At 45.2% G+C, this 20,951-nt stretch carries 18 protein-coding genes; 5 read left to right on the forward strand and 13 right to left on the reverse strand.

Annotation, left to right across the window (positions count from 1 at the left end; translation table 11 throughout):
* Window positions 1-181 precede the first annotated feature (181 nt).
* Window positions 182-964 (forward strand): siderophore-interacting protein, encoded by a 783-nt coding sequence (locus tag AC3CH4_RS16000; protein ID WP_473577879.1) that lies wholly within the window; start codon window positions 182-184, stop codon window positions 962-964.
* Window positions 965-1,079: 115 nt separating this feature from the next.
* Here AC3CH4_RS16000 and gntR read toward each other — a convergent pair whose 3' ends face one another.
* From gntR to AC3CH4_RS16060, 12 genes are all read right to left on the reverse strand, one after another.
* Window positions 1,080-2,081: a gluconate operon transcriptional repressor GntR gene (gene gntR, locus AC3CH4_RS16005; protein WP_154723734.1), complete on the reverse strand. Its 1,002-nt coding sequence runs from the start codon at window positions 2,079-2,081 to the stop codon at window positions 1,080-1,082.
* 139 nt (window positions 2,082-2,220) lie between these two features.
* Window positions 2,221-3,729 (reverse strand): NADP-dependent phosphogluconate dehydrogenase, encoded by a 1,509-nt coding sequence (gene gndA, locus AC3CH4_RS16010; RefSeq protein ID WP_488544010.1) that lies wholly within the window; start codon window positions 3,727-3,729, stop codon window positions 2,221-2,223.
* A gap of 3 nt (window positions 3,730-3,732) precedes the next feature.
* Window positions 3,733-4,230, reverse strand: a complete 498-nt coding sequence (locus AC3CH4_RS16015) for a gluconokinase (protein WP_017059513.1) — start codon at window positions 4,228-4,230, stop codon at window positions 3,733-3,735.
* A gap of 117 nt (window positions 4,231-4,347) precedes the next feature.
* Window positions 4,348-5,670 carry a TRAP transporter large permease gene (locus tag AC3CH4_RS16020; protein WP_488544011.1) on the reverse strand — a complete coding sequence of 441 codons (1,323 nt, stop codon included), beginning with the start codon at window positions 5,668-5,670 and terminating at the stop codon, window positions 4,348-4,350.
* Window positions 5,663-6,220 (reverse strand): TRAP transporter small permease subunit, encoded by a 558-nt coding sequence (locus AC3CH4_RS16025; RefSeq protein ID WP_017079674.1) that lies wholly within the window; start codon window positions 6,218-6,220, stop codon window positions 5,663-5,665. Before AC3CH4_RS16025 ends, AC3CH4_RS16020 begins: the two co-directional genes overlap by 8 nt.
* A gap of 65 nt (window positions 6,221-6,285) precedes the next feature.
* On the reverse strand, window positions 6,286-7,302 hold the full coding sequence (locus AC3CH4_RS16030) for a TRAP transporter substrate-binding protein (protein ID WP_009845626.1): 1,017 nt from the start codon (window positions 7,300-7,302) through the stop codon (window positions 6,286-6,288).
* Between the two features lie 200 nt (window positions 7,303-7,502).
* Window positions 7,503-8,405, reverse strand: coding sequence for an EamA family transporter (locus tag AC3CH4_RS16035; protein WP_488544351.1), 903 nt, complete (start codon window positions 8,403-8,405; stop codon window positions 7,503-7,505).
* A 205-nt stretch (window positions 8,406-8,610) separates the two neighbouring features.
* A complete protein-coding gene (phnR, locus tag AC3CH4_RS16040; RefSeq protein ID WP_488544012.1) occupies window positions 8,611-9,315 on the reverse strand; it encodes a phosphonate utilization transcriptional regulator PhnR in 705 nt (234 codons plus the stop codon).
* Window positions 9,316-9,383: 68 nt separating this feature from the next.
* Entirely contained in the window at window positions 9,384-11,093 is a 1,710-nt protein-coding gene (locus AC3CH4_RS16045; protein ID WP_488544013.1) for a putative 2-aminoethylphosphonate ABC transporter permease subunit, read from the reverse strand.
* A 21-nt stretch (window positions 11,094-11,114) separates the two neighbouring features.
* Window positions 11,115-12,224: a putative 2-aminoethylphosphonate ABC transporter ATP-binding protein gene (locus tag AC3CH4_RS16050; RefSeq protein WP_154723729.1), complete on the reverse strand. Its 1,110-nt coding sequence runs from the start codon at window positions 12,222-12,224 to the stop codon at window positions 11,115-11,117.
* Between the two features lie 222 nt (window positions 12,225-12,446).
* Window positions 12,447-13,868, reverse strand: coding sequence for an FAD-dependent oxidoreductase (locus AC3CH4_RS16055; protein WP_488544014.1), 1,422 nt, complete (start codon window positions 13,866-13,868; stop codon window positions 12,447-12,449).
* Window positions 13,869-14,052: 184 nt separating this feature from the next.
* Window positions 14,053-15,063, reverse strand: a complete 1,011-nt coding sequence (locus AC3CH4_RS16060; RefSeq protein ID WP_488544015.1) for a putative 2-aminoethylphosphonate ABC transporter substrate-binding protein — start codon at window positions 15,061-15,063, stop codon at window positions 14,053-14,055.
* Between the two features lie 326 nt (window positions 15,064-15,389).
* Between AC3CH4_RS16060 and phnW the strand changes: the two genes are divergently transcribed.
* The 4 genes from phnW to AC3CH4_RS16080 all read left to right on the forward strand — a co-directional run bounded on the left by phnW (window position 15,390) and on the right by AC3CH4_RS16080 (window position 20,282).
* Complete coding sequence (gene phnW / locus AC3CH4_RS16065; RefSeq protein ID WP_488544016.1) at window positions 15,390-16,493, forward strand: 2-aminoethylphosphonate--pyruvate transaminase; 1,104 nt, start codon at window positions 15,390-15,392, stop codon at window positions 16,491-16,493.
* Window positions 16,493-17,932: an aspartate aminotransferase family protein gene (locus AC3CH4_RS16070; RefSeq protein ID WP_488544017.1), complete on the forward strand. Its 1,440-nt coding sequence runs from the start codon at window positions 16,493-16,495 to the stop codon at window positions 17,930-17,932. The genes phnW and AC3CH4_RS16070 overlap by 1 nt, the downstream gene beginning before the upstream one ends.
* Window positions 17,933-18,043: 111 nt before the next feature.
* Window positions 18,044-18,862, forward strand: a complete 819-nt coding sequence (gene phnX / locus AC3CH4_RS16075; protein ID WP_488544018.1) for a phosphonoacetaldehyde hydrolase — start codon at window positions 18,044-18,046, stop codon at window positions 18,860-18,862.
* Between the two features lie 349 nt (window positions 18,863-19,211).
* Window positions 19,212-20,282 (forward strand): OmpA family protein, encoded by a 1,071-nt coding sequence (locus AC3CH4_RS16080; RefSeq protein ID WP_146456157.1) that lies wholly within the window; start codon window positions 19,212-19,214, stop codon window positions 20,280-20,282.
* A 145-nt stretch (window positions 20,283-20,427) separates the two neighbouring features.
* Here AC3CH4_RS16080 and AC3CH4_RS16085 read toward each other — a convergent pair whose 3' ends face one another.
* Entirely contained in the window at window positions 20,428-20,826 is a 399-nt protein-coding gene (locus AC3CH4_RS16085; RefSeq protein ID WP_114635540.1) for an OsmC family protein, read from the reverse strand.
* Window positions 20,827-20,951: the final 125 nt, after the last annotated feature.

Below are 20,951 nucleotides of genomic sequence, written 5' to 3' on the forward strand. Positions count from 1 at the left end.
CTCTAACACTTCAAGCCCTTTAGTTTTCTAAAGGGCTTTTTTGTCGATATTTTTGTTTCTATTGATATCGGGTTCAAGTTACGTTGCGCTTGTGTAAATAAAAGTAAATGATAATTATTAGTATTGAGTGTTTTCTTGTTCAGGATTATGATGTGGAAATCAAAATCTAAGAGAGCCTTATATGAGCAAGCCTAGCCCTATCACATTAACCGTTACTCAAACCTCAACCATTACACCGAATATGCAGCGTATAACGCTTAGCGGTGAAGGATTAAGTAAGTACCCAACCGAATGTGCCGGCGGCTACATCAAGCTTTTGTTCTCGCCACTCGGCACCACAGATTTAAGTCAACTGAACGAAGGTGAGCGCCCAACCATGCGCACTTACACCATTCGTCAGTACAACCCTGTCGAAAAGTGGATTGAGGTTGATTTCGTACGCCACATCACCACAGATCTGCAATGTGGCTTTGCTGCAAGATGGGCAATGAACGCAGAAGTAGGTGACACGGTTTCAGTGGCAGGCCCTGGATTAATTCAAGGGCTGAATCTAGAATCGGATTGGTTCTTCTTGGTGGCAGATATGACTTCGCTACCTGCGCTCTCTGCAAAAGTAAAAACGCTTCCGGAACACGCAGCAGGCCACGCTGTCATTCAGATCAATTCAGCAGCAGACAAGCAAACACTTGAAGTACCTCAAGGTATAAAAGTCACTTGGTTAATTGAAGATGCAACTGAAGAAACACTTTCACAAACCGTGCGTAACACAGAATGGTTAGAAGGGCAGGTTTCAGTATGGACGGCGTGTGAATTTGAAAGCATGCGCGAACTAAGACAGTACTTCCGTAACGAAAAAGAAGTCGCGAAAGAGAACATCTACATTAGCAGTTACTGGAAACGTGGTGTCACTGAAGATGGTCACAAAGTGTTGAAACAACAGGATGCTCAAGCTTTAGCGGGTTAAGTCTTTTACTACCTACAGCTTCTTACTAGATAAATAGAAAACGCCCTTAGCAAAGTTCATCTCGTTAAGGGCGTTTTAGTTTGAATCCGATGAAGATCAAAGCCGAAGTGTAAGATTAGATACTCTCACCTACTTCAATCTCATAACCAAGATCCAGCTTCGCCACCCATTCATTGTTGCCTTGTAAACGCGCTACAACTTGCTCTGCAGCGACTTTACCGATCTGCTCCCTAGGTGTTACGACAGTCGCTAAACGCGGCGTCATCGCCACCGTAATGTCGTGTCCGTGGAAGCCTGCAATCGCCATCTTCTCTGGTACTTGAATACCACGTCGTACACATTCGTAAAAAGCACCAATGGCCAAATCATCGTTAGTACAAAAAATGCCATTCACTTCAGGGTGCTTCTCAAGTAACTCGCCAATCAGTTTGGCACCAAGAGTAAACGAGGAAGCGTCTTCCGTTTGCAGCGTTACTGGCGTTTTGTCGGCTTCTTGCATCGCATGCTCATAGCCTGCCATTTTCAAGCGCGTACGCTCATCCATACGTGCCGCTAAGTAAGCGATATTGGTACGCCCTCGGTCGAGCATAGTTTTGGTCATCGCTCGTGCCGCTTCGAAGTTATCAAAGCCGACGGCTTGTTCAATTCTTGGCGATACCGAATCCATAATCTCAATCACTGGTATAGAAACAGTCTGCAGCATCTTACGCGCTCTATCAGTGTGCACGTTTTCTGAAAGGATAATCGCGTCAACGTTGTAAGAAAGCAGCGAAGCGATGCTCTGCTCTTCCAGTTCTGCGCTATAGCCATAGTGAGCAATCATGGTTTGGTAACCCGCAGGCGCGGTGACTTGCTCAATACCACGAATAACTTCAGCAAAAACTTGGTTAGTTAACGAGGGGACCAAAACACCAATCGCATTGCTTTTTGCGTTGGAAAGAATGTCTGGTGCGCGGTTAGGGATATAACCTAGCTCGTCTACTGCAGCGCTGATCTTATCTCGCAGTGCTTCTGATACTTGAGAAGAGTCTCTCAGGCAGCGACTGACGGTCATTTTGGTGACACCAACTAAGTTGGCAACATCTTGTAATGTTGGACGTTTTTTCTTATTCGACATAATTAGTAATTATTATTTTTGAGTTATGTTACTGGTAACAGTGTATCCGACTGACGTGGAATTTGAAGCCTAATTTAGTAAAATGTTGATACAGCATCATAATTAAAAACGCCCTCTTGTTGAGGGCGTTATTGATTGTTTAAGCGTTTACTTTTACTTCAGTTCTTGGGGACTGACTCCAAGTGACATGGAATTTTTCGGCTTCCTCTCTATCGACTCGCGAATAGGTATGAGAACCAAAATAGTCACGTTGCGCTTGCAATAGATTCGCTGGTAACACTTCACAGCGCAGAGAATCAAAGTAGCTTAATGCAGAACTGATCCCCGGCATCGGCACACCATACAAAGCGGAGTTAGCAACGGCGATACGCCAAGCAAGCTCACGCTCTTCCACTTGTTTGATGAAAACCTCGTCAAACAACAGATTCGCCAGCTCACCATTTTGTTGATAAGCCGATGTGATACCTTGTAAGAATGCTGCACGAATAATACAACCTGCTCGCCAGATCTTAGCTATTTGAGTGAAATCGAGATTCCAACCCTCTTTGTCTGACGCTGTCTTTAATAAATCAAAGCCTTGTGCATAAACAGACAACTTGGCGCAATATAGGGCATCGTGAAGTTCAGAAATAACCTCTGTTTTATCCAACTGACTCGCATCGGCAACATTGCCTTTTAGCAGTTTGCTCCCTTGAATACGTTGTGATTTTTGACCGCTCATCGCACGTGCATAAACCGCCTGTGCAATGGTTGGAGTTGGGCAGCCTTCCTGAAGGCTGTTAACTGCTGTCCATAAGCCTGTGCCTTTTTGGCCAGCCTTATCAAGCACAACATCAACAAATGGTTTACCCGTAGCCAAATCTTCTTGTTGAAGAATGTCGGCACTGATTTCCATTAAGTAGCTATTAAGTACACCGTTGTTCCACTGTTCGAAAACTTGGCCAATCTCTTGAGCTGGCATTTCAAGTACATCACGCATGAACTGATACACTTCGCAGATGAGCTGCATGTCGGCATATTCAATACCGTTGTGTACCATTTTCACATAGTGCCCTGTACCAGAAGGACCAACATAGGCAGCGCATGCTTCACCCGCTTCAAACTGAGCAACCGGTAGCCCATTAGCATCCACTTTTGCAGCAATCGCTTCCCACATCGGTTTCACATATTGCCAAGCCGATTGGTCACCACTCGCCATAAGCGCAGGGCCAACACGAGCGCCTTCTTCACCACCAGAAACGGCGGTGCTAAAGAAGCGCAGTTTGCCTTTGTAGCCCACTTCACGCGCCTCGGTATCTGTCCAAAGGCTGTTACCCGTATCGATAACAATGTCGTCATTTTCTAAGCCAGCATCAAGCAAGCTATTCACGACGATATCGACAGGTTTTCCAGCAGGAACCGACAAAGCGATTACACGCGGCTTCGCTAGCCCTTGCAGTACATGCTCAAGGCTAGTCCCTTGTGTGAACTGACCTTTACCAGTAAACAATTCATTAAGCAGCTTTGCTTCTGAACTGGCGCGCTCAATGTTGTCTGTATTCAAATCAAAGCCAGCAACGTTAAAGCCGTTATCCAGTAAGTTGAGTGCAAGGCTTTTGCCCATAACGCCTAAACCAATCATCGCAATGTCGTTTTTTAACTGAGTCATGGTTTAGCCTATCTGCTTAATTTGTTTGAGTGCACTTTCTACTACCTGTTCGACATCTTGTGAGATATCAACAAACAACGCATCGGCTTCATTCGGTTCAACCAAGGTTGCGAACTGGCTTTTCAACATTTCTTGACCATTGAAGTAATGGTTCTCGCGCGCTTTATGGCGGTTCCAAATGGTGTCGAAGCTACCCTGTAGGTACACGATAACTAAACCTTCATTATTCTTTCGTAGAATGTCGCGATATTGAGGTTTCAATGCAGAACAAGCAATCACAGCACTTGGCTGTTCGATATATTGCTTATTCAGTGTTTCTAGCCATCCTTGACGATCTTCGTCAGTCAGCGGAATACCTTGACGCATTTTTTCTACGTTGCTTTGCGGATGGAAGTCATCGCCATCAAAGAATTGAAGCTCTAAAGCCTGTGCGATACGGCTACCAATTAGGCTTTTCCCGCATCCAGATACGCCCATCACGAGTATTTTTTTGCTTTTCATAAGGCAAGCCTTCCCTAAGCCCCAACCAAAACAGGGGCTGACAATCGAATCTAATAGTTAAACTTGTGTTGCTGTTGATCGGTTCCTGAACGTAAACTCGCTCTGGAACCTTTGCTGTTATTGCCACCAAAGCGCTAGCTGAGGGAAGATAATAACCAATGCCAGAACCATTACTTGAAGTGCAATGAACGGCAGTAGTGAAGAGAAAATCTCACCCAAACTGATGTCTTTTGGTGCTACCGATTTCAGGTAGAAGGCCGCGGGACCAAATGGTGGTGACAAGAACGACACCTGCATGTTTAGACAGAACACAACGCCGAACCATACTGGGTCAAAACCAAGACCAGTGATGATTGGAACGAAGATTGGCATAGTCAGAAGTGCCACACCTACCCAGTCAAGGAACATGCCTAGTACCAACAAGATAGCCATCATGATTAATAGCGTTACTGTCGCGTTACCGCCACTGAGCGCAAGGATGGTTTCTTCAACAAAATCAATACCGCCCATCAGGTTGTAGATACCAACCAATGCACTTGCACCGATACCAATCCACATGATCATGCCGCAGGTACGCATGGTTGCGATGGCACTCTCTTTCAACATGCTGAAGTTCAGTTCACCACGGATCAGCGCACTGATCATGATGCCGACTACACCCAAAGCAGACGCTTCTGTTACTGAAGCGATACCCGTGTAGATACTGCCTAGAACTGTTGCTACAGAAAGCAGTGGGAAGAACAGAGCCTTGAAGTAGCTTGGCTGATTTGCGATATCTTCTTCTGTCTCATCATCACTCGGAAGAGGAGCCAGAGAAGGATTCAGCTTACAGCGAATCAATACGTAACCGATGTAACAGCCCGCAAGGATAAACGCTGGCAAGAAAGAAGCTTTGAACAGGTCGCCAATCGATACGCTGGCTGTCATACCGTAGATGATCAGTACGATACTTGGCGGAAGCATGGTACCAAGTGCGCCACCTGCACAGGTTGTACCAATAGCAAGCTTACGGTCATAACCTAAACGAAGCATTTGTGGCAGTGCAAGAATACCCAGTAGTACCGTTTCACCACCGATAACGCCTGACATCGAAGCCAATAGAACCGCGACTAATAAGGTTTGTACTGCCACACCACCGCGAACTTTACGGCCGACAGATTTCATTGCATCAAACAAATCGCGAGCAATGCCCGAACGGTCTAATAAAGCCGCCATCAATACGAACATCGGAACAGCAAGGAAAACATAACCAGAAGCAAAGCTGTAGGTACGGCTTGCGATCAAAGGCAGGGCATCAGGGCCAAACCAACATAGAGTGAAGAAAATCGCGACAAAGCCTGTTACGAACGCTAGCTGCATACCGGTCAGTAGCAAGCCAATCATCATAACCAGCATGAGCAAACTGCCCCATGCGATACCAATAGAAGATAAATCAAACATCGTCATTCTTCCTTAGACCCATCAACTCTTGGATTAGGTGCAATACAAACTGGACAACAAGAACACACAAAACGACAAAGATCAGGCCTTTCAGCAGCGCAGGATAAGGCGCGTTTAACACTGAACCTGATGTTTCAAGGCGGAATTCACCCCATGGTGCAAACCATGCTTCCTCTGCGGTGAAGTAAGCCGCATAAGCGAGCATGCCAGCAAAGGCCAAACCCACAATGTGGTGAACAAGATTAAGATATTTGCGTGCTTGGTTAGACACTGAGTCGTAAATAAGAACCACACGCACGTGCTTATTCGCAGCAAACGCGTAGATACCACCAATAATGAATAAAGAACCACCGATGAAAGAAGCTGTTTCATGTACCCATGTGGTCGGGGCATCGAATGCGTAACGCATCACAACTTCATAAAATGAAATCAATACAGTAAAGATAAAAAACCAGCTCACGAGATTACTGAACTTTATAACAAAACGATCAAGCGCATTTCTTGGTTGCTCGTCGTTTTCAGCTGGGGCATGGGGAGTTTTGTCTGTCATGGGCCAAATATCCTGGGAGAATACGGGAGAGCAATGCCCTCCCCCGTCAGTAAACTAAGTTTGAATTACAGTAAGCCGTTTTCTTCTAGGAACACAGTCACTGAGGTGTAAACTTTTCCTGCGTTATCAGAACGCTCTGCAAATACCTTCCATTGGCCTTTCGCGATTTCACGGAACTTCTTACGCTCTTCTTGAGACCAGTCATGGATAGTGATTTCTGGGTTCGCTTGAGCTTCTTTCAGTGCAGCTTGGTCAGCCATTTTCAGCTGAGTTGTCATGTCGTAAGAGAAGTCACGCACTGATGTTTGCAGCATTGTTTGTAGATCAGCTGGCATCTTGTCCCATTTCTTCTGAGAAATAGAGATATCGATAAGCGGTAGTGAATGGAAACCCGGTTGAACTGGATGTGTTGCAATGTCGTTCATGCCCGCTTTTTGGTTGGTAGAGAATACCGTGTAGTCCGCGGCATCAATTACGCCTTTGCTTAGGCCAGTAAATACTTCAGAACCCGGTAGGTTTACTGGTGTCGCACCCGCGGCTGCAAATACTTGTTGTACTAGGCCTTCAGGCGCACGTAATTTCAGGCCTTTAAGATCCGCAACACCATCGATTGGCTTTTTAGAAATGAAAGATTCAACACCCGTCGTAGAAGCACCAACAAACTGAACTCCATAAGGCTTGTACAGTTCAGTCATTAGTTCGTTACCACCACCGTAGTTCATGTACTGAAGCAGTTGTGTTGTGTCTGACCATGCGCCAACCATGTTACCGATAAGACCAAATGCTGGATCTTTACCAGAGAAGTAACCTGTTGCTGTGATGTGACCATCTAGGATGCCCATTTTGATCGCGCCTAGCGTTTCTGTGTGCTTAACCACAGCGCCTACAGGCAGAAGATCGATATCAATACGTCCGTTAGACATCGTCTCTACGCGCTCAGCCCACTTCTGCTGAACTTTGAAGTTCAAGTCACCAGAAGGATCTGAAGATTGAATTTTAAGTTTAAAGTCTGCAGCCATTGCTGAAGTAGCAAATAGACCAGTGAGGGAGGCAGCAATCAGCGTTTTAGTCAGAGCTTTCATTTGGGTATCCTTATGAGTTTCACAGAGTCCGGTTTTTAATTATATGTTACCGGTAACGTTGAGGTGGATGTTACCGGTAACTTTACAGCCTTGTCTATGAGAAGGATCACATCTTTAACATTAGTAAAACGTTTGCTATCAATAAGAAAAATGCGACTGAAAAGTCACATTATAGGTTGGAGGTAGGATTTAATTTCTTTTTAAGTCAGTGAGATAACTAAGCCAGCAATGATAAACATGACGCCTACACCGCGAGTGGCGTGCCACTTTTCCTTTAAAAAGTAGATCCCCATCACTACGCCGAAGATGATGCTTACTTGCCTTAGAGCGACAACCAAGCTGACATTTTCAGTCATGGTCATTGCAAACAATACTAGGCCATAGGTCGAAGCCATCATGATGCCAGCAAGTGTTGCTCTTTTACGCAGTATCCAAGCGTTATGGAATTCGATTCTTTGATTCGACACAAGCAACCAAACACTCAGCGGAATCACAATCGCCCAAAACTGAATACCTAGGTAGAAAATCGCGGTGTGCTTGTTAGTGATACTAGGCGTGCTTAGAGGCTCCAATAATAGAAGTGCCTCTTTATCAATAATCGAATAACCCGTGGTACCTATTGCGGCAATGAGCGCCCACAACACGCCAAGGTTTAGGTAGGCCTTAAGCCTCAACTCAGAGAATTGCTTCAACGGGACAAACAAGCAACCCAAGGTAATCAAGGTGAACCCAAACCATTGATTAGGCGACAGCTCATAGCCTATCAACACCGTGCCTAAACCCACCATCAACACGGGCAGTGCTCTTGCCATTGGGTAAATAACGCCGATATCAGCCTGTTTATAGGCTGCGCCCAAGCCGATCAAATAGATGATTTGGCAAATCCCGCTCAAGAAAACCAGTTGCCAGAATGGAAGTGAGATATTTGATAGCCCTACACTGTGAACATACCAGATCAAGTAAGGCGTCAATATCGCTGCGGCGGCAAAGCCAGAGGCTAGGAAGAAAGACGAACCCGATCCTTGATTAGATTTACCTAGGACATTCCATCCCGCATGAAGCAGAGCCGAAATTATCACGATGACGATGGCAGAAAATTCCATTTCATTCCTAAATTGATAACTGATAACTGATAACTGATAACTGATAACTGATAACTGATAACTGATAACTGATAACTGATAACTGATAAGAACAGTCGCTGAAAACAGCTGATAAAAAAGGCCTCCTACATAAGAGACCTTTAAACGTTTCATTTGGGCAATCCTAAATAATTTCAGGTGCCAATCAGTGTGAGTAGCTCTCTGACTAACGCTCTAGCTGCGCGATTGACTCAATACTGATCGCGTCGTGACGCCAATATTCAATATCGCAGTCAATCAAATCGCCGTTTTGATTGTAGTTAACACGCTCGACAACCATTGCCGGAGAACCCGAAGTCGCACGCAGGGCTTGCGCGGTCTCACCAAGCAAAGACGTTGTGCTTACTCGGTAACGGATCTTCTGATACACCACGCCAAAGTGCTCGCGGTAGATATCAGTCAATGATTTAGACAAATCATACTCGAGTAAGTTGGGAAACAGCTCTGGTCGAATGAAGTTCGTCACATACACAACCGGCCTGTCTTCAAGGTAACGAACTCTATCTACTCGATAAACATCTGAAAAAGGTTGAAGCTCAAGAAGCTTAGTTGCTTCCTTGGTTGCTAACATCCCTTTTGCCGCGACCAACTCTGTTTTCGGCTTACGATTTTGTGACAAAGCCATATTGGTGAAGTTTAGCGTTTGCGTTGGATCATAACGAAGTGGATCCGGTGAGATAAACCAACCACGTCGGTCTTCTCGATAAATGCGCCCTTCCGCTTCAAGTGAAGACAAAGCTTCGCGCAACGTAACTCGTGTCGTATTAAACGATTCAGCCAGCTTACGTTCTGCAGGCAGCTTCTGTCGTGGCGTTAACATCCCCGACTCTATCTGCTCTACGATGACGTCTTTAATTTTTACGTACTGCACTTCACTTCCTTTCATTCTTGTTCTTGTCGTCAGCCATTCCTTGGCCAACTGCAATATAAATTGGTTCGCTAGCGTTTACGCCAAGCTTGGGTGCGCTTCTCGAATAACTTGTTGATTAACATATGAATCAACTTCGCACTCGCCGCAGATATCATGATCATCACCGCCATGGCTGCTGCTGCACCGGTTTGCCCCGCATCGTCCATATTCAGTACTGAAACTGACGCAGGTATCGTATCGGTAGAATACAAGAATACTACCGCAGATGTCGTGGTAAGTGCATTAATAAACAAGTATGTCGCAATATCTAAAATGGCAGGCAGACAAACGGGCACCGTCACCTTAAAGAACAACTTGTATTGCGGTAGGTTAACTGAGGCCGCGGTTGCTTCAATTTCATCAGGTAACTGCTTTAATGCCGTTAACGCCGTCATGTGTCCTACCGTGTAATAGTGAACCACAGTGTTGATAACCAGAAACGCCATCGTGCCATACAAGAAGTTAAGTGGGTTGCTCAAGTCATTAAAATAGAAGATATACCCCAAACCCAACACCATACCCGGAACCGCCATCGGCACAACACTGAGCATCTGCATTGCCTGACGAACTGGACCGAACGCTCTGCCTTTCTCAATGCAGTACGCACCTAGGAAAATCAGAACCGTACCGATAATAGCAGTCCAAGCACCGAGCGTTAGAGAGTTGAAGAACGGCGTCCAACCGTAGGTACTCATTTCTGCGAAGTTGTAGTTATTCAGCGTGAGCGCTTTGTTCCAAGGCCAGAAGGTAACCATTGAACCGTATATCGCCATGCCTAGCACGATAGCCACAGCAGCAGAGATAATCGTGCAATAAAGGAAACACAAGCCATCACGCACCGTATTGGGCTCTGGTTGGTACGCCACGGATCGAGTATCAAACAAGCTCTTTTGTTTCTTTTGAACCCAGCGATCCACAGTAAACGCGAGTAATGCAGGCAATAGCAACAAAATACTGGTCACTGCACCCATCGAGAAATTCTGTTGCCCTACCACCTGTTTAAAGATGTCGGTCGATAACACGTTGTAACTACCACCAATCACCTTCGGTACGCCAAAGTCACAAACTACCAATGTAAACACAACGATCAAAGTGCTGATCAAACCATACTTTGCTGCTGGTAACGTCACCATAAAGAAAGTTTTCAAAGGTGAAGTATTTAAGGCTCGTGCCGCTTCATAAAGACGAGCGTCAGAGGTTCTCAATGAAGTAGTTAAAATCATTAAGGCATGTGGAAACGTCCAGAATATCAAGCCCAATGATATGCCAATCAAACCATAGACAGAATTACCCCCTAACACTTCTTTGGCGATACCTTGATTACCAAATAAGAAGATAAGACTGATCGCAGGAAGCAACGACGGAGCTAGAATCGGCGCTGAGCCCAACACCTGAAAAAGCCCCTTGAAAGGCATGCAGGAACGAGTCAATGCATAGGCATAACCAAACGCTAATACGCCAACGACAACCGTGACCAGTAGACCCAAAGTGAAGGTGTTACCTACTGATTGCCAAAGGCTTTGAGAAGCGAAGTACGTGGCGAAATTCTGTAAACCTACAAATTCACCGTCTGCGTTCTGAACGCTTTTTTTCAACATTGCCCATAGTGGCATCAGAATAAACAGTGTCATGACCACAGACAAAAAAGCGAGAAGCCCGAATAGGATTACGTTGTCTTTACTTAACCGAGCAAGAAAAGGCGTTACTCGTCGTTGAATTAGCAGCTTAGATTGCATCATTTGAGTCGATTCCATGATTATTTACGCCGCCTCGTCTTTCATCACTTGCAGGCTTTTCGATGAGTAAGCTCTAAGGCCTTCTTGATCAAATGCTACGTAACGAATATCGCTGCGACGCAGTTTCAGTCGGTTGAACTCTTTGACTGACACATCAACGATGATCTCTTTCGCCGTTGAGTCATGTTGCAATTGACACTCAACACGATAAAACGCCCCCAAGAATTCGCTTGATACGATTCTCACGGGTAAGGATTCACTAAAACGATCAACAAATTGGATTTGCTCTGGACGAACGGCAATATCAAAAACCTCACCAAGTTTTGGCGTGAGATTATCTAAGCGAGGTAACGGTAACATTGACTCAGCAATACGCATCTTGCCTTGTGCTGCGACAGAAGCTTGAATGAAGTTCATGCTGCCAACAAACTCAGCGACAAAACGACTGACTGGTTTTTGGTAGATCTCTTGCGGAGCACCAACTTGCTCAATGACACCATGGTTCATCACCACAATTCGGTCAGCCATGGTTAAAGCTTCATCTTGATCGTGCGTCACCATAATTGTGGTAATACCCAGCTTGCGTTGCAATTGGCAGATCTCGTCACGCAGGTGTGTTCTTACCTTCGCATCCAATGCAGACAGCGGTTCATCAAGTAGCAACAAACCTGGAGACAAGGCCAATGCGCGAGCCAAAGCAACACGCTGCTGTTGTCCACCTGACAATTGATTCGGGTATTTCTGACCAGATGTTGGTAAACCAATGGTCTCTAACCAAGATTCAACCGTCTCAAGAGCTTCTTTGGTCGACATCCCTTGGTTCTTCAACCCAATCGCGATGTTCTCTTCAACGGTGAGATTTGGAAACAAAGCATAAGACTGGAACACGATGCCAAAGTCACGCTTTTCTGGTGGCAAAAAGGTCGTATCATTACCGTTCTGCTCAATAGAGCCCGAGGTTGGTAAATCTAGGCCAGCAATCGCACGTAATAAGGTGGTTTTTCCACAACCAGATGGGCCAAGGAAGCAGACGAACTCGCCTTTATCTATCGATAGGGAGATGTCTTTTAACGCTGTAAATTGGCCAAATTGCTTTACAACGTTTTCAATATTCAAATAAGTTTGGTTGCTCATACTACAGCACTCTCCATATGGTATATACCAAATTTAAACTGAGAATATTGCAGTTGAGTGACAAATTTATAGAAGCTAAATGACAGTTATATTGCAGAAATAATAAGCATTAAAGATTGCTACTCGTTCAGTTTTGAAAGTTAACTCAGAAAGCCCTCAATGACCAACCAAAAAGTCACTGAGAGCCTTCGCGTATACCTCAAACTTGAACGCTAGACTAGTTTACGATTCAACCTTGTCGGCTTTACCTGCCGCACCCGCGAGCTTTGCAAATTGCTTATCCAGCCACAATGGCGTGTTTCCAGAGTCTTCCGCGTTCTCTTTTCGTCGAACAGCATCTCTAACCATCATTGCCCCAACCCAACGAAATGGCTCTGGTGGAAAATAGCCTCGTGGACCGCTAGTTAAGCCACTACGTGTCCATTCGTTATCAACTCCTAACACCATTGAAGACAAAATTTTGCCTCCCATGCGAGTTTGAGCCACACCATTACCTGAGTAACCGAGCCCATAATAGATGTTGTTTTGGCCTTTTAGATTACCGAAAAATGGCAATCCTGTGACGGATCGGTCTGAACCGCCCGACCAGTTGTAATCGAATTCATTCTGCTCCAGTTTAGGGAACAATTTCTGGAAAGATTGATTGAGAATCGGTAGGTAGTTAGTCGTTTGGTTGAACATGCTTTCAACCTGATTCGCAAACGAGAATTTATTGCCGCCTTTGCCCAACATGAGTCGTCCATCCTCAGTGTCACGGTAGTAATGAACAAAGATACGTGAGTCCACTACTGCGGCTCCTTTCTCTGGGCCAAACTGCTTGAGCTTTTCAGGGACAGGCTTGGTCACCACCATATCGGAAGAGACAACCACAATACTGCGTTTGAACTCTTTGAAGTGATCGAGCATCCACGCATTGAGTGCCAAAATCACTTTATCCGCAAATACGGAACCGCCTTTGGTGTGAATTCGAGCGGGGGAACCATATTCAAGTGACATCATCTCTGTGTTTTCGTGAATCTCGATGCCTAGATCAATAGCAACTCGGCGTAAGCCTCGAGCCAATAAAGCGGGTTGCACACTGCCCGCAGCTTCTGAGTAGTAACCCTCAATATGGCGCTCAGATCCCGCTTTATCAGGCAATGACTGATCGCACTTCTGCCAGCTATTGATACCCTGCTTGACCAACTCATTAACAACAGGCTTCATTCCGCCCTTTTGAGCTTCATTAGTCGCCGTGTAGTAAGTACCACTTCGATATAGATGCGCATCAATATTGTACTCATTACAGAACGCTTCGATCTCGTAAATAACTTTTTCAGATTCCTTAACTAGCCATTTGGCTTGCTCTTTTCCATAGAGCTTTTTCAAGGTCGGATACTTTGTCGACCAAGTCAGCATGCAACCGCCGTTGGCGCCAGAAGCACCGCTGCCACATAGGCCTTTTTCAATCACGACAACATGTTTTTCGGGTTGCTGTTGTTTGATTAAAATCGCCGTCCATAAACCCGTATAGCCACCGCCAACAATGGCGATATCACAGTTGACGTCTTTTTGGAGCGGCTTAGCCGAATCTAGCCCCGCATTGATGTTGCCAAACTCTTGTTCCAACGCTTGCTTGAACCAATATGAGTAGTGCTTTGTCATTTGTTGTACCTTACTTAAAACCTAAAGGCGTAAAACTAAAAAAGGAAGACCGAAGCCTTCCTTTACTGATTTCTAACTTCTAATGAGCTGCATATCTAATGGACTACGTGTCTAATAAACTATGTGTCTAATAAGCTCAGTAGATAATTAACTAAGGAGCTCATGAACTAAAAAGCTCAGCAGATTAAGATTTTGGCTCTGATTTAGCGTCAAACTTCTCAGACCATGTTTTAAGAACGTCGGCACGTTCGCTGCCCATGCGAGCGAAGTCCATTTTTGCCATATTCTTCTCTACGTTCGGGAAGTTCTCTGCTTTACCTGTTACATCTTGGTGACCAACAACTGGGTACATTTCGATGTAAAGTTCATTCGCTGCTTTAGATATTGACCAATCGATAACACGTTGTGCTGCATCGGAAGGCTTAACAAGACCTACCGCTTCAGATTCCCAACCGATACCTTCCGGTGTAATCACAGAAAGTGGCGCGCCTTGAGTCTTCAGCTTCGCGCCGCGGCTCGCCATAGAAATACCGATAGCCACTTCACCCATACCCGCTTGAACGCATGGCTTCGAACCGGAGTGCGTGTAATGAGCAATGTTTTGATCTAGCTTCTGCATGTAGTTCCAACCTTGGTCTTCACCCATGTTTTGTAACCAAGCCGAAACCTGCATGTAGCCGGTACCAGAAGAGGCAGGGTTTGGCATTGCAATGTGGCCTTTGTAGATGGGCTTCGCTAGGTCATCCCAAGATTTAGGTGCAGGTAGGTTCAATTGCTTAGCAACTACTTCGTTGAAACAAACCGCATTGAAGAATGCGTCATTGCCATACCAAGCTTGAGTAGATTGCGGGTCGTTAAGATTTGCACGCAGCGCTTCTACACCTTTAGGAGTGTAAGGCTTAAGAATGCCCTCTTCTTTAAGCAAAGCCATAGAAGAGCCCGCAAGACCCCATACTACTTCTGCACGAGGGTTGTTTTTCTCGGCCAATAATTTTGCCGTCATGATCCCAGTTGAATCACGAACCCATTTGATGTTGATGTCTGGGTTTTCACTTTCAAATGCGTTTTTGTATTTCGCTAAAATGTCAGTTTCAAAAGCTGTGTAAACCGTCACTTCCTGTGCTGCATAAGCATTACCAGCTAGTAGAGTAACTAATGCTGCAAGTGATCCTTTCATAAAACGGTTTTTCATCATTTTCTCCAGTCAGGCCCGATGCCAAGGTTAGAAGTTAGAAGCTCCATCTAGAGGCTTCTATATCCATAAATTCATTTAGGTTATTAGCACATATTTTTGCATTGGTATGTACCAGATTTCGAGTGTTAAGCTAACTGGCTTTTATGACGATTAAATGAACAAAAAATGGCAATTTAAAGATCGGAAAATTTCTCAACACAAGTGACAAATTTGAATATGAAGCTTTTGTGAAAATAACGTTTGGGCTATTTACGACCGTTTAAATTGGTTGTTAAAGTAACTGCAAATATTGGTATAGTCCAAAATACAAATCACGAGAGTTGAACATGAGAAACGAATACTTACTGCTGACACCGGGTCCTTTATCTACTTCTGAAACCGTTCGCCAAGCGATGCTAAAAGATTGGTGTACTTGGGATGATGAATACAACAAAGACGTTGTTGAAGTGATTCGTAGCAAGCTTGTGACTTTGGCGACTAAGCAGGCGGGATATACAAGTGTATTAATGCAAGGTAGCGGTACCGCTTCAGTTGAAGCAACAATCGGTAGCGTTATCTCTAACAGCGGTAAGCTTCTTGTGGTTGATAACGGTGCGTATGGTGCTCGTATTGCTCAAATCGCCGAATATTTAAACATTCCATGCCATGTCGTTTCCCCAGGTGAAACATCACAGCCTGACTTGAACGAAATGGAAACGGCATTGGCCATGGATTCAGACATTACTCATGTTGCAATTGTCCACTGTGAGACCACCACAGGCATGCTGAATCCAATTGAAGAGATTGCCAAATTGGCAAAACAGCACAACAAAACCGTCATTCTTGACGCGATGTCGAGTTTTGGCGGTATCCCTATGGATATTGCTGACTTAGGTATCGATTACATGATCAGCTCAGCAAACAAGTGCATTCAAGGTGTACCTGGATTCGGCTTTGTTATTGCTAAGCAATCGGACCTCGAGAAGTGTAAGGGCCAAGCTCGTTCATTAAGCCTTGACCTGTTTGACCAATGGCACTGCATGGAAAGCAACCATGGTAAATGGCGCTTCACCTCCCCGACTCACACGGTGCGTGCGTTCTACCAAGCCCTGCTTGAATTGGAACAAGAAGGCGGCATTGAAGCTCGTCACAATCGCTACCAAACCAACCAAACCACATTGGTTGCTGGCATGCGCTCTCTTGGTTTTGAACCACTGCTTAACGATGACCTTCACTCACCTATCATCACCTCTTTCTACTCTCCAACTCATAGCGATTACCAGTTCAAGGAATTCTATGACCGTTTGAAAGAGCAAGGGTTTGTGATTTATCCAGGCAAGGTTTCAAACGCAGACTGCTTCCGTATAGGTAACATCGGTGAAGTTTACCCGTCAGACATTGAAGCCCTCATTGGCGCAGTGAAAAACGCTATGTACTGGGACATCAAATAATGATGACGACCAATCAAGAGCCGATTCTAAAGGCGACACATTTTCGAAGCGAAGGCGATGTGAACACCACGCCAGCGCGTGAAAAGTGGAACCAATCGCTAAACGATGATGCAACTCAAGCGATGTTAAAACGTGATTCCGACGTGTTTCTTCATCAAGCGATGTCAACGCCTTGCCTAGACACCCTTGAAGCCGCAGAAGGCATCTACATTCAAGATGCGACGGGCAAGAAGTACATGGACTTTCACGGGAACAATGTTCACCAGTTAGGTTATGGCCACCCACATATTATTAATAAAGTGACTCAACAAATGGCGTCATTGCCGTTTTCACCGCGTCGCTTTACCAATGAAACCGCCGTTCAGTGTGCTGAGAAACTCACACAGATCTGCGGTGGTGATTTGAATCGTGTGTTGTTTGCTCCCGGAGGTACATCTGTGATTGGCATGGCTCTCAAATTAGCGCGACATGTCACCAACAACTTCAAAGTCGTTTCATTGTGGGATTCATTCCACGGCGCTTCACTTGATGCGATCTCTGTCGGTGGCGAAGCTTGTTTTCGTGAAGGTATGGGGCCGTTAATGGCAGGCGTAGAGCGTATTCCACCAGCGGTCTCTTATCGTGGTGCTTTTCCGCTTAATGACTCTTTATCGCTTCGCGGGCAAAACTCCGGCGATGCGAACGAGACTGCATGTGATGTGCACTATGCCGATTACCTTGAGTACGTCATTGAAAAGGAAGGTGGCATCGGTGCCTTCATTGCCGAAGCTGTTCGTAATACGGACGTTCAAGTGCCAAGCAAAGCTTATTGGAAACGCATCCGTGAGATCTGTGACAAACATAACGTCATGTTGATCATTGATGACATCCCAAATGGCATGGGTCGTAGCGGTGAATGGTTCACACACCAAGCGTTTGATATCGAACCTGACATCCTATGTATCGGTAAAGGCTTTGGCGGCGGCTTAGTCCCTATTGCAGCCATGGTAACCAGAGACAAATATAACACGGCAGCGCAAGTGTCACTCGGTCACTACACCCACGAGAAAAGCCCAATTGGTTGCGCGGCAGCACTCGCAACCATGGAAGTGATAGAGCACGAAAAGCTACTTGAAAAAGTGCAAGCAGACAGCGTATTTGTGCGTGAACAACTGCTCCAAATGAAAGAGAAATACCCAGTTATTGGCGACGTTCGCGGTATCGGACTGCTTTGGGCCGTGGAGTTGGTCACCGACCATATCACTAAGACCCGAGCTTTCGATGAAGCAGAAGCGGTACTTTATCAATGTCTGAACGATGGCCTGAGCTTTAAGGTGTCACAAGGTAACGTGATTCAGTTGAGCCCACCATTGATCATCAGCCGTAGCGAGCTAGAAGTCGCTCTGTCTGTATTCGAAAAAGCGATAGCCAAAGTCAGCAAAGACTTTGAATACCTTTGAACCACCGTTGAAAGCATTCCTTGAAGCAAGGATTTCAAGCAACCAATAACCTAAAACAATTATTCACCTCCCAGAACTACCTGAATTGGGAGAAAAAAATAGGACACTACTATGAACACGACATCACCTATCCAAGCGGTTATCTTTGACTGGGCTGGCACTATCGTTGATTTTGGCTCATTTGCTCCAACCAGTATTTTTGTTGAAGCATTCAAGCAAGGTTTCGACTTTGATATCGACCTAGCAGAAGCACGTGAACCTATGGGTATCGGCAAATGGGAACACATCCAAGCGGTGGGTCGAATCCCTGCCGTTGACGCTCGTTGGAATGCTCAATTCGGACGCTCGATGACCAGTAAAGACGTTGATGCGATCTACGCGGCATTCATGCCTCTTCAAAAAGCGAAAGTAGCCGACCACGCAGCGCCTATTTTAAACGCAATTGAAGTGGTAAATGACCTAAAAGAGAAGAATGTAAAAATAGGTTCTTGTTCAGGTTACCCACGAGAAGTGATGGATGTGCTAATCCCTGCTGCTGCAGATTACGGTTACCACCCAGACAACATCGTAGCAACCGATGACCTACCTCAAGGCGGTCGCCCTGCTCCATTTATGGCACTTAAAAACGTAATCGACCTTGGCGTAACCAGCGTTTCAGCATGTGTGAAAGTGGATGATGCAGCACCTGGCATCGATGAAGGCCACAACGCAGGCATGTGGACAGTTGGACTTGTATTATCGGGGAACGAAGCAGGCTTAACATACCAAGAATATTTAGATGCAGACGAGTCAACACTTGCAGCTGCACGTGAAAAAGCAAGCGTTAAGCTAAACAAATCAAACCCGCACTACCTGATCGATACTATTGCAGATCTGCCAGATGTCATTACCGATATTGAAAAACGTTTAATTGCAGGAGAGCGCCCTTAACAGCTTAACCTCCGCTCTACCCTACAACTCAGGCTATGTAGCCAAACATTCTTTAGTCATCAAAATGAAACCTCATATCACCTAAAAATGATACGAGGTTTCTTCGTTTCCAAGATTTGAGACAACAATTTTTCAACAAAAAAGTTATAAATAGCGCCTCAACAACTATAAACCCTAACAATCCGATTGACTCTCATACGCAATCAGACTAACAATATATTAGTTGTGTCTTAAAAGCTCTACCTGAATCAACGCCTTGATTTGCTTACGGTCGCAGTGTCTTAGCCAGTAAGTTATCGCTTTATAGGCCAACTTCAGATAACAATAAAATTAATCCAAGGATAAGATTATGAAAAAACTTTCTAAAATCATGTGTGCTGTTGTCGCTGCTTCGGGCTTAGCGGCAGCTCCTTCTATTGCTGCCACCACTTATGTTGGCGCAAAAGTTGGCATGGGCTGGCTAGATAGCGCCTGTGTCGATGGGGTTAAATGTGATGATGATGCAATTGGTGCAGGCATCTACTCTGGTTACAATTTTAGTGACAAGTTTGGTATTGAGCTAAGCTCGGACTTCCTTGGCGACTACAAGACAAGCTTTTCAAAGAACGGCACAACAGCTGCGTTCAGCGACCCACTAATCGCAATCTCGCTAACTCCAATGTACCGCTTAGCAGTACAACAAGAATTCGACGTATTCTTTAAAGCAGGTCCTGCTTACATTTCACACGGTGGCGAAGATGACGTTGTTCTTTCTGCTGGCATCGGTCTAGAGAAGCAGCTTTCTTCTGATTGGGCAGTTCGTGTTGAATACCAATATTTTGATGATTTCGACGACAACTACGTTCAAGACCTGAACTCGAACCTACTGTCAGTTGGTGTTAGTTACAACTTCGGTACTGGCAACACAACAGCATCAGCGGCGGCTGCAACAACTTCTGCAGTAGCAGTAACTCAAGCGCCATCGGAGCCAATCACAGAGCCTGCAGTTGTCGTTGAAGAGAAAACGACTGTCGTTGTGACTAAAGCGCAAACAGAAAGCTACTCTCAAGAAATGTTCGCAACTAACAGCACTGAACTGTCTACAGATGGTAAAATTGCATTAATGCCATTAGTTGAAGTACTTAAAGCTCACCCTCAATCATCAGTTGATGTTGTTGGTCACACAGACTCAACAGGCGCAGCTGAATACAACATGATGATCTCTAAGAAGCGTGCAGCAGCTGTAGCAGCATACATCGAAGAGCAAGGCATTGAAGCAGACCGAATTACAGCGTCAGGTGAAGGCGAAGAGAATCCAATCGCATCAAACGATACAGCTGAAGGCCGTGCTCAAAACCGTCGTGTTGACGCAACGATCCCTGGCTTCGAATACCAAGAAGAAGTCAAAGTTGAAGAAGTTATCGTAGAAGCTACTGAATAATAGCACTCTACCTTAGTTAAAATAATAAGGGCGGAGCACTTTAAAGTGCTCCGCCCTTTTCTTTATCTGGCTATGCCTATAAACCGTAAGCGATAAGCCGTAAGCCGCAAAAATCAGCCTACCGCCAAGCTGTACTATCAGAAGACTAGACGATTTCCCAACTGTGGGTCATCTCTACGCCAGCACCCAGCATTAGACATACAGAACAGTATTTTTCTAATGAATCCGCACACACCTTAGCAACCTGCTCAGGATCAAGGTTGTCACCAGACACTTCAAAGTGAATATTAATCACAGTAAAGATTTTCGGCGCTGTTTCACGACGTGTCGTTTCTAGCTTTGCATTACAACCAGTGATGCTTTGACCCGCAGATTTCAAACCGTCCACTACATCAACAGAGCTACAACCACCAGCGGCCATGAGCACCATCTCCATAGGGCTTGGCGCTGTAGCTCCGCCGCTTCCATCCATAACAATAGAATGGCCTGATTGAGAGTGACCTAGGAATTTAAAGCCTTCGACCCATTTAACTTCTGCTTGCATGTTGTTCCTTAGATGTACGAAAACGTCATCATTATTTGGTATACCAATCGTAGTAAATAACTGGTCATCCTAGCTTGTTAAAAATCTCGATAACTTCGTTAGAATTTTTGATTGTAGAATAACTA

The sequence above is a fragment of the Vibrio sp. QJM3NY_26 genome, assembly GCF_057786005.1.

Coding starts and splice junctions, on each gene's coding strand:
- AC3CH4_RS16025 (WP_017079674.1), bottom strand. CDS start 6,220: ATGACAGACAAAACTCCCCATGCCCCAGCTGAAAACGACGAGCAACCA.
- AC3CH4_RS16045 (WP_488544013.1), bottom strand. CDS start 11,093: ATGATGCAATCTAAGCTGCTAATTCAACGACGAGTAACGCCTTTTCTT.
- AC3CH4_RS16070 (WP_488544017.1), top strand. CDS start 16,493: ATGATGACGACCAATCAAGAGCCGATTCTAAAGGCGACACATTTTCGA.
- AC3CH4_RS16020 (WP_488544011.1), bottom strand. CDS start 5,670: ATGTTTGATTTATCTTCTATTGGTATCGCATGGGGCAGTTTGCTCATG.
- AC3CH4_RS16050 (WP_154723729.1), bottom strand. CDS start 12,224: ATGAGCAACCAAACTTATTTGAATATTGAAAACGTTGTAAAGCAATTT.
- gntR (WP_154723734.1), bottom strand. CDS start 2,081: ATGTCGAATAAGAAAAAACGTCCAACATTACAAGATGTTGCCAACTTA.
- AC3CH4_RS16085 (WP_114635540.1), bottom strand. CDS start 20,826: ATGCAAGCAGAAGTTAAATGGGTCGAAGGCTTTAAATTCCTAGGTCAC.
- AC3CH4_RS16035 (WP_488544351.1), bottom strand. CDS start 8,405: ATGGAATTTTCTGCCATCGTCATCGTGATAATTTCGGCTCTGCTTCAT.
- AC3CH4_RS16030 (WP_009845626.1), bottom strand. CDS start 7,302: ATGAAAGCTCTGACTAAAACGCTGATTGCTGCCTCCCTCACTGGTCTA.
- AC3CH4_RS16055 (WP_488544014.1), bottom strand. CDS start 13,868: ATGACAAAGCACTACTCATATTGGTTCAAGCAAGCGTTGGAACAAGAG.
- AC3CH4_RS16000 (WP_473577879.1), top strand. CDS start 182: ATGAGCAAGCCTAGCCCTATCACATTAACCGTTACTCAAACCTCAACC.
- AC3CH4_RS16060 (WP_488544015.1), bottom strand. CDS start 15,063: ATGATGAAAAACCGTTTTATGAAAGGATCACTTGCAGCATTAGTTACT.
- phnW (WP_488544016.1), top strand. CDS start 15,390: ATGAGAAACGAATACTTACTGCTGACACCGGGTCCTTTATCTACTTCT.
- gndA (WP_488544010.1), bottom strand. CDS start 3,729: ATGACTCAGTTAAAAAACGACATTGCGATGATTGGTTTAGGCGTTATG.
- AC3CH4_RS16015 (WP_017059513.1), bottom strand. CDS start 4,230: ATGAAAAGCAAAAAAATACTCGTGATGGGCGTATCTGGATGCGGGAAA.
- phnX (WP_488544018.1), top strand. CDS start 18,044: ATGAACACGACATCACCTATCCAAGCGGTTATCTTTGACTGGGCTGGC.
- AC3CH4_RS16080 (WP_146456157.1), top strand. CDS start 19,212: ATGAAAAAACTTTCTAAAATCATGTGTGCTGTTGTCGCTGCTTCGGGC.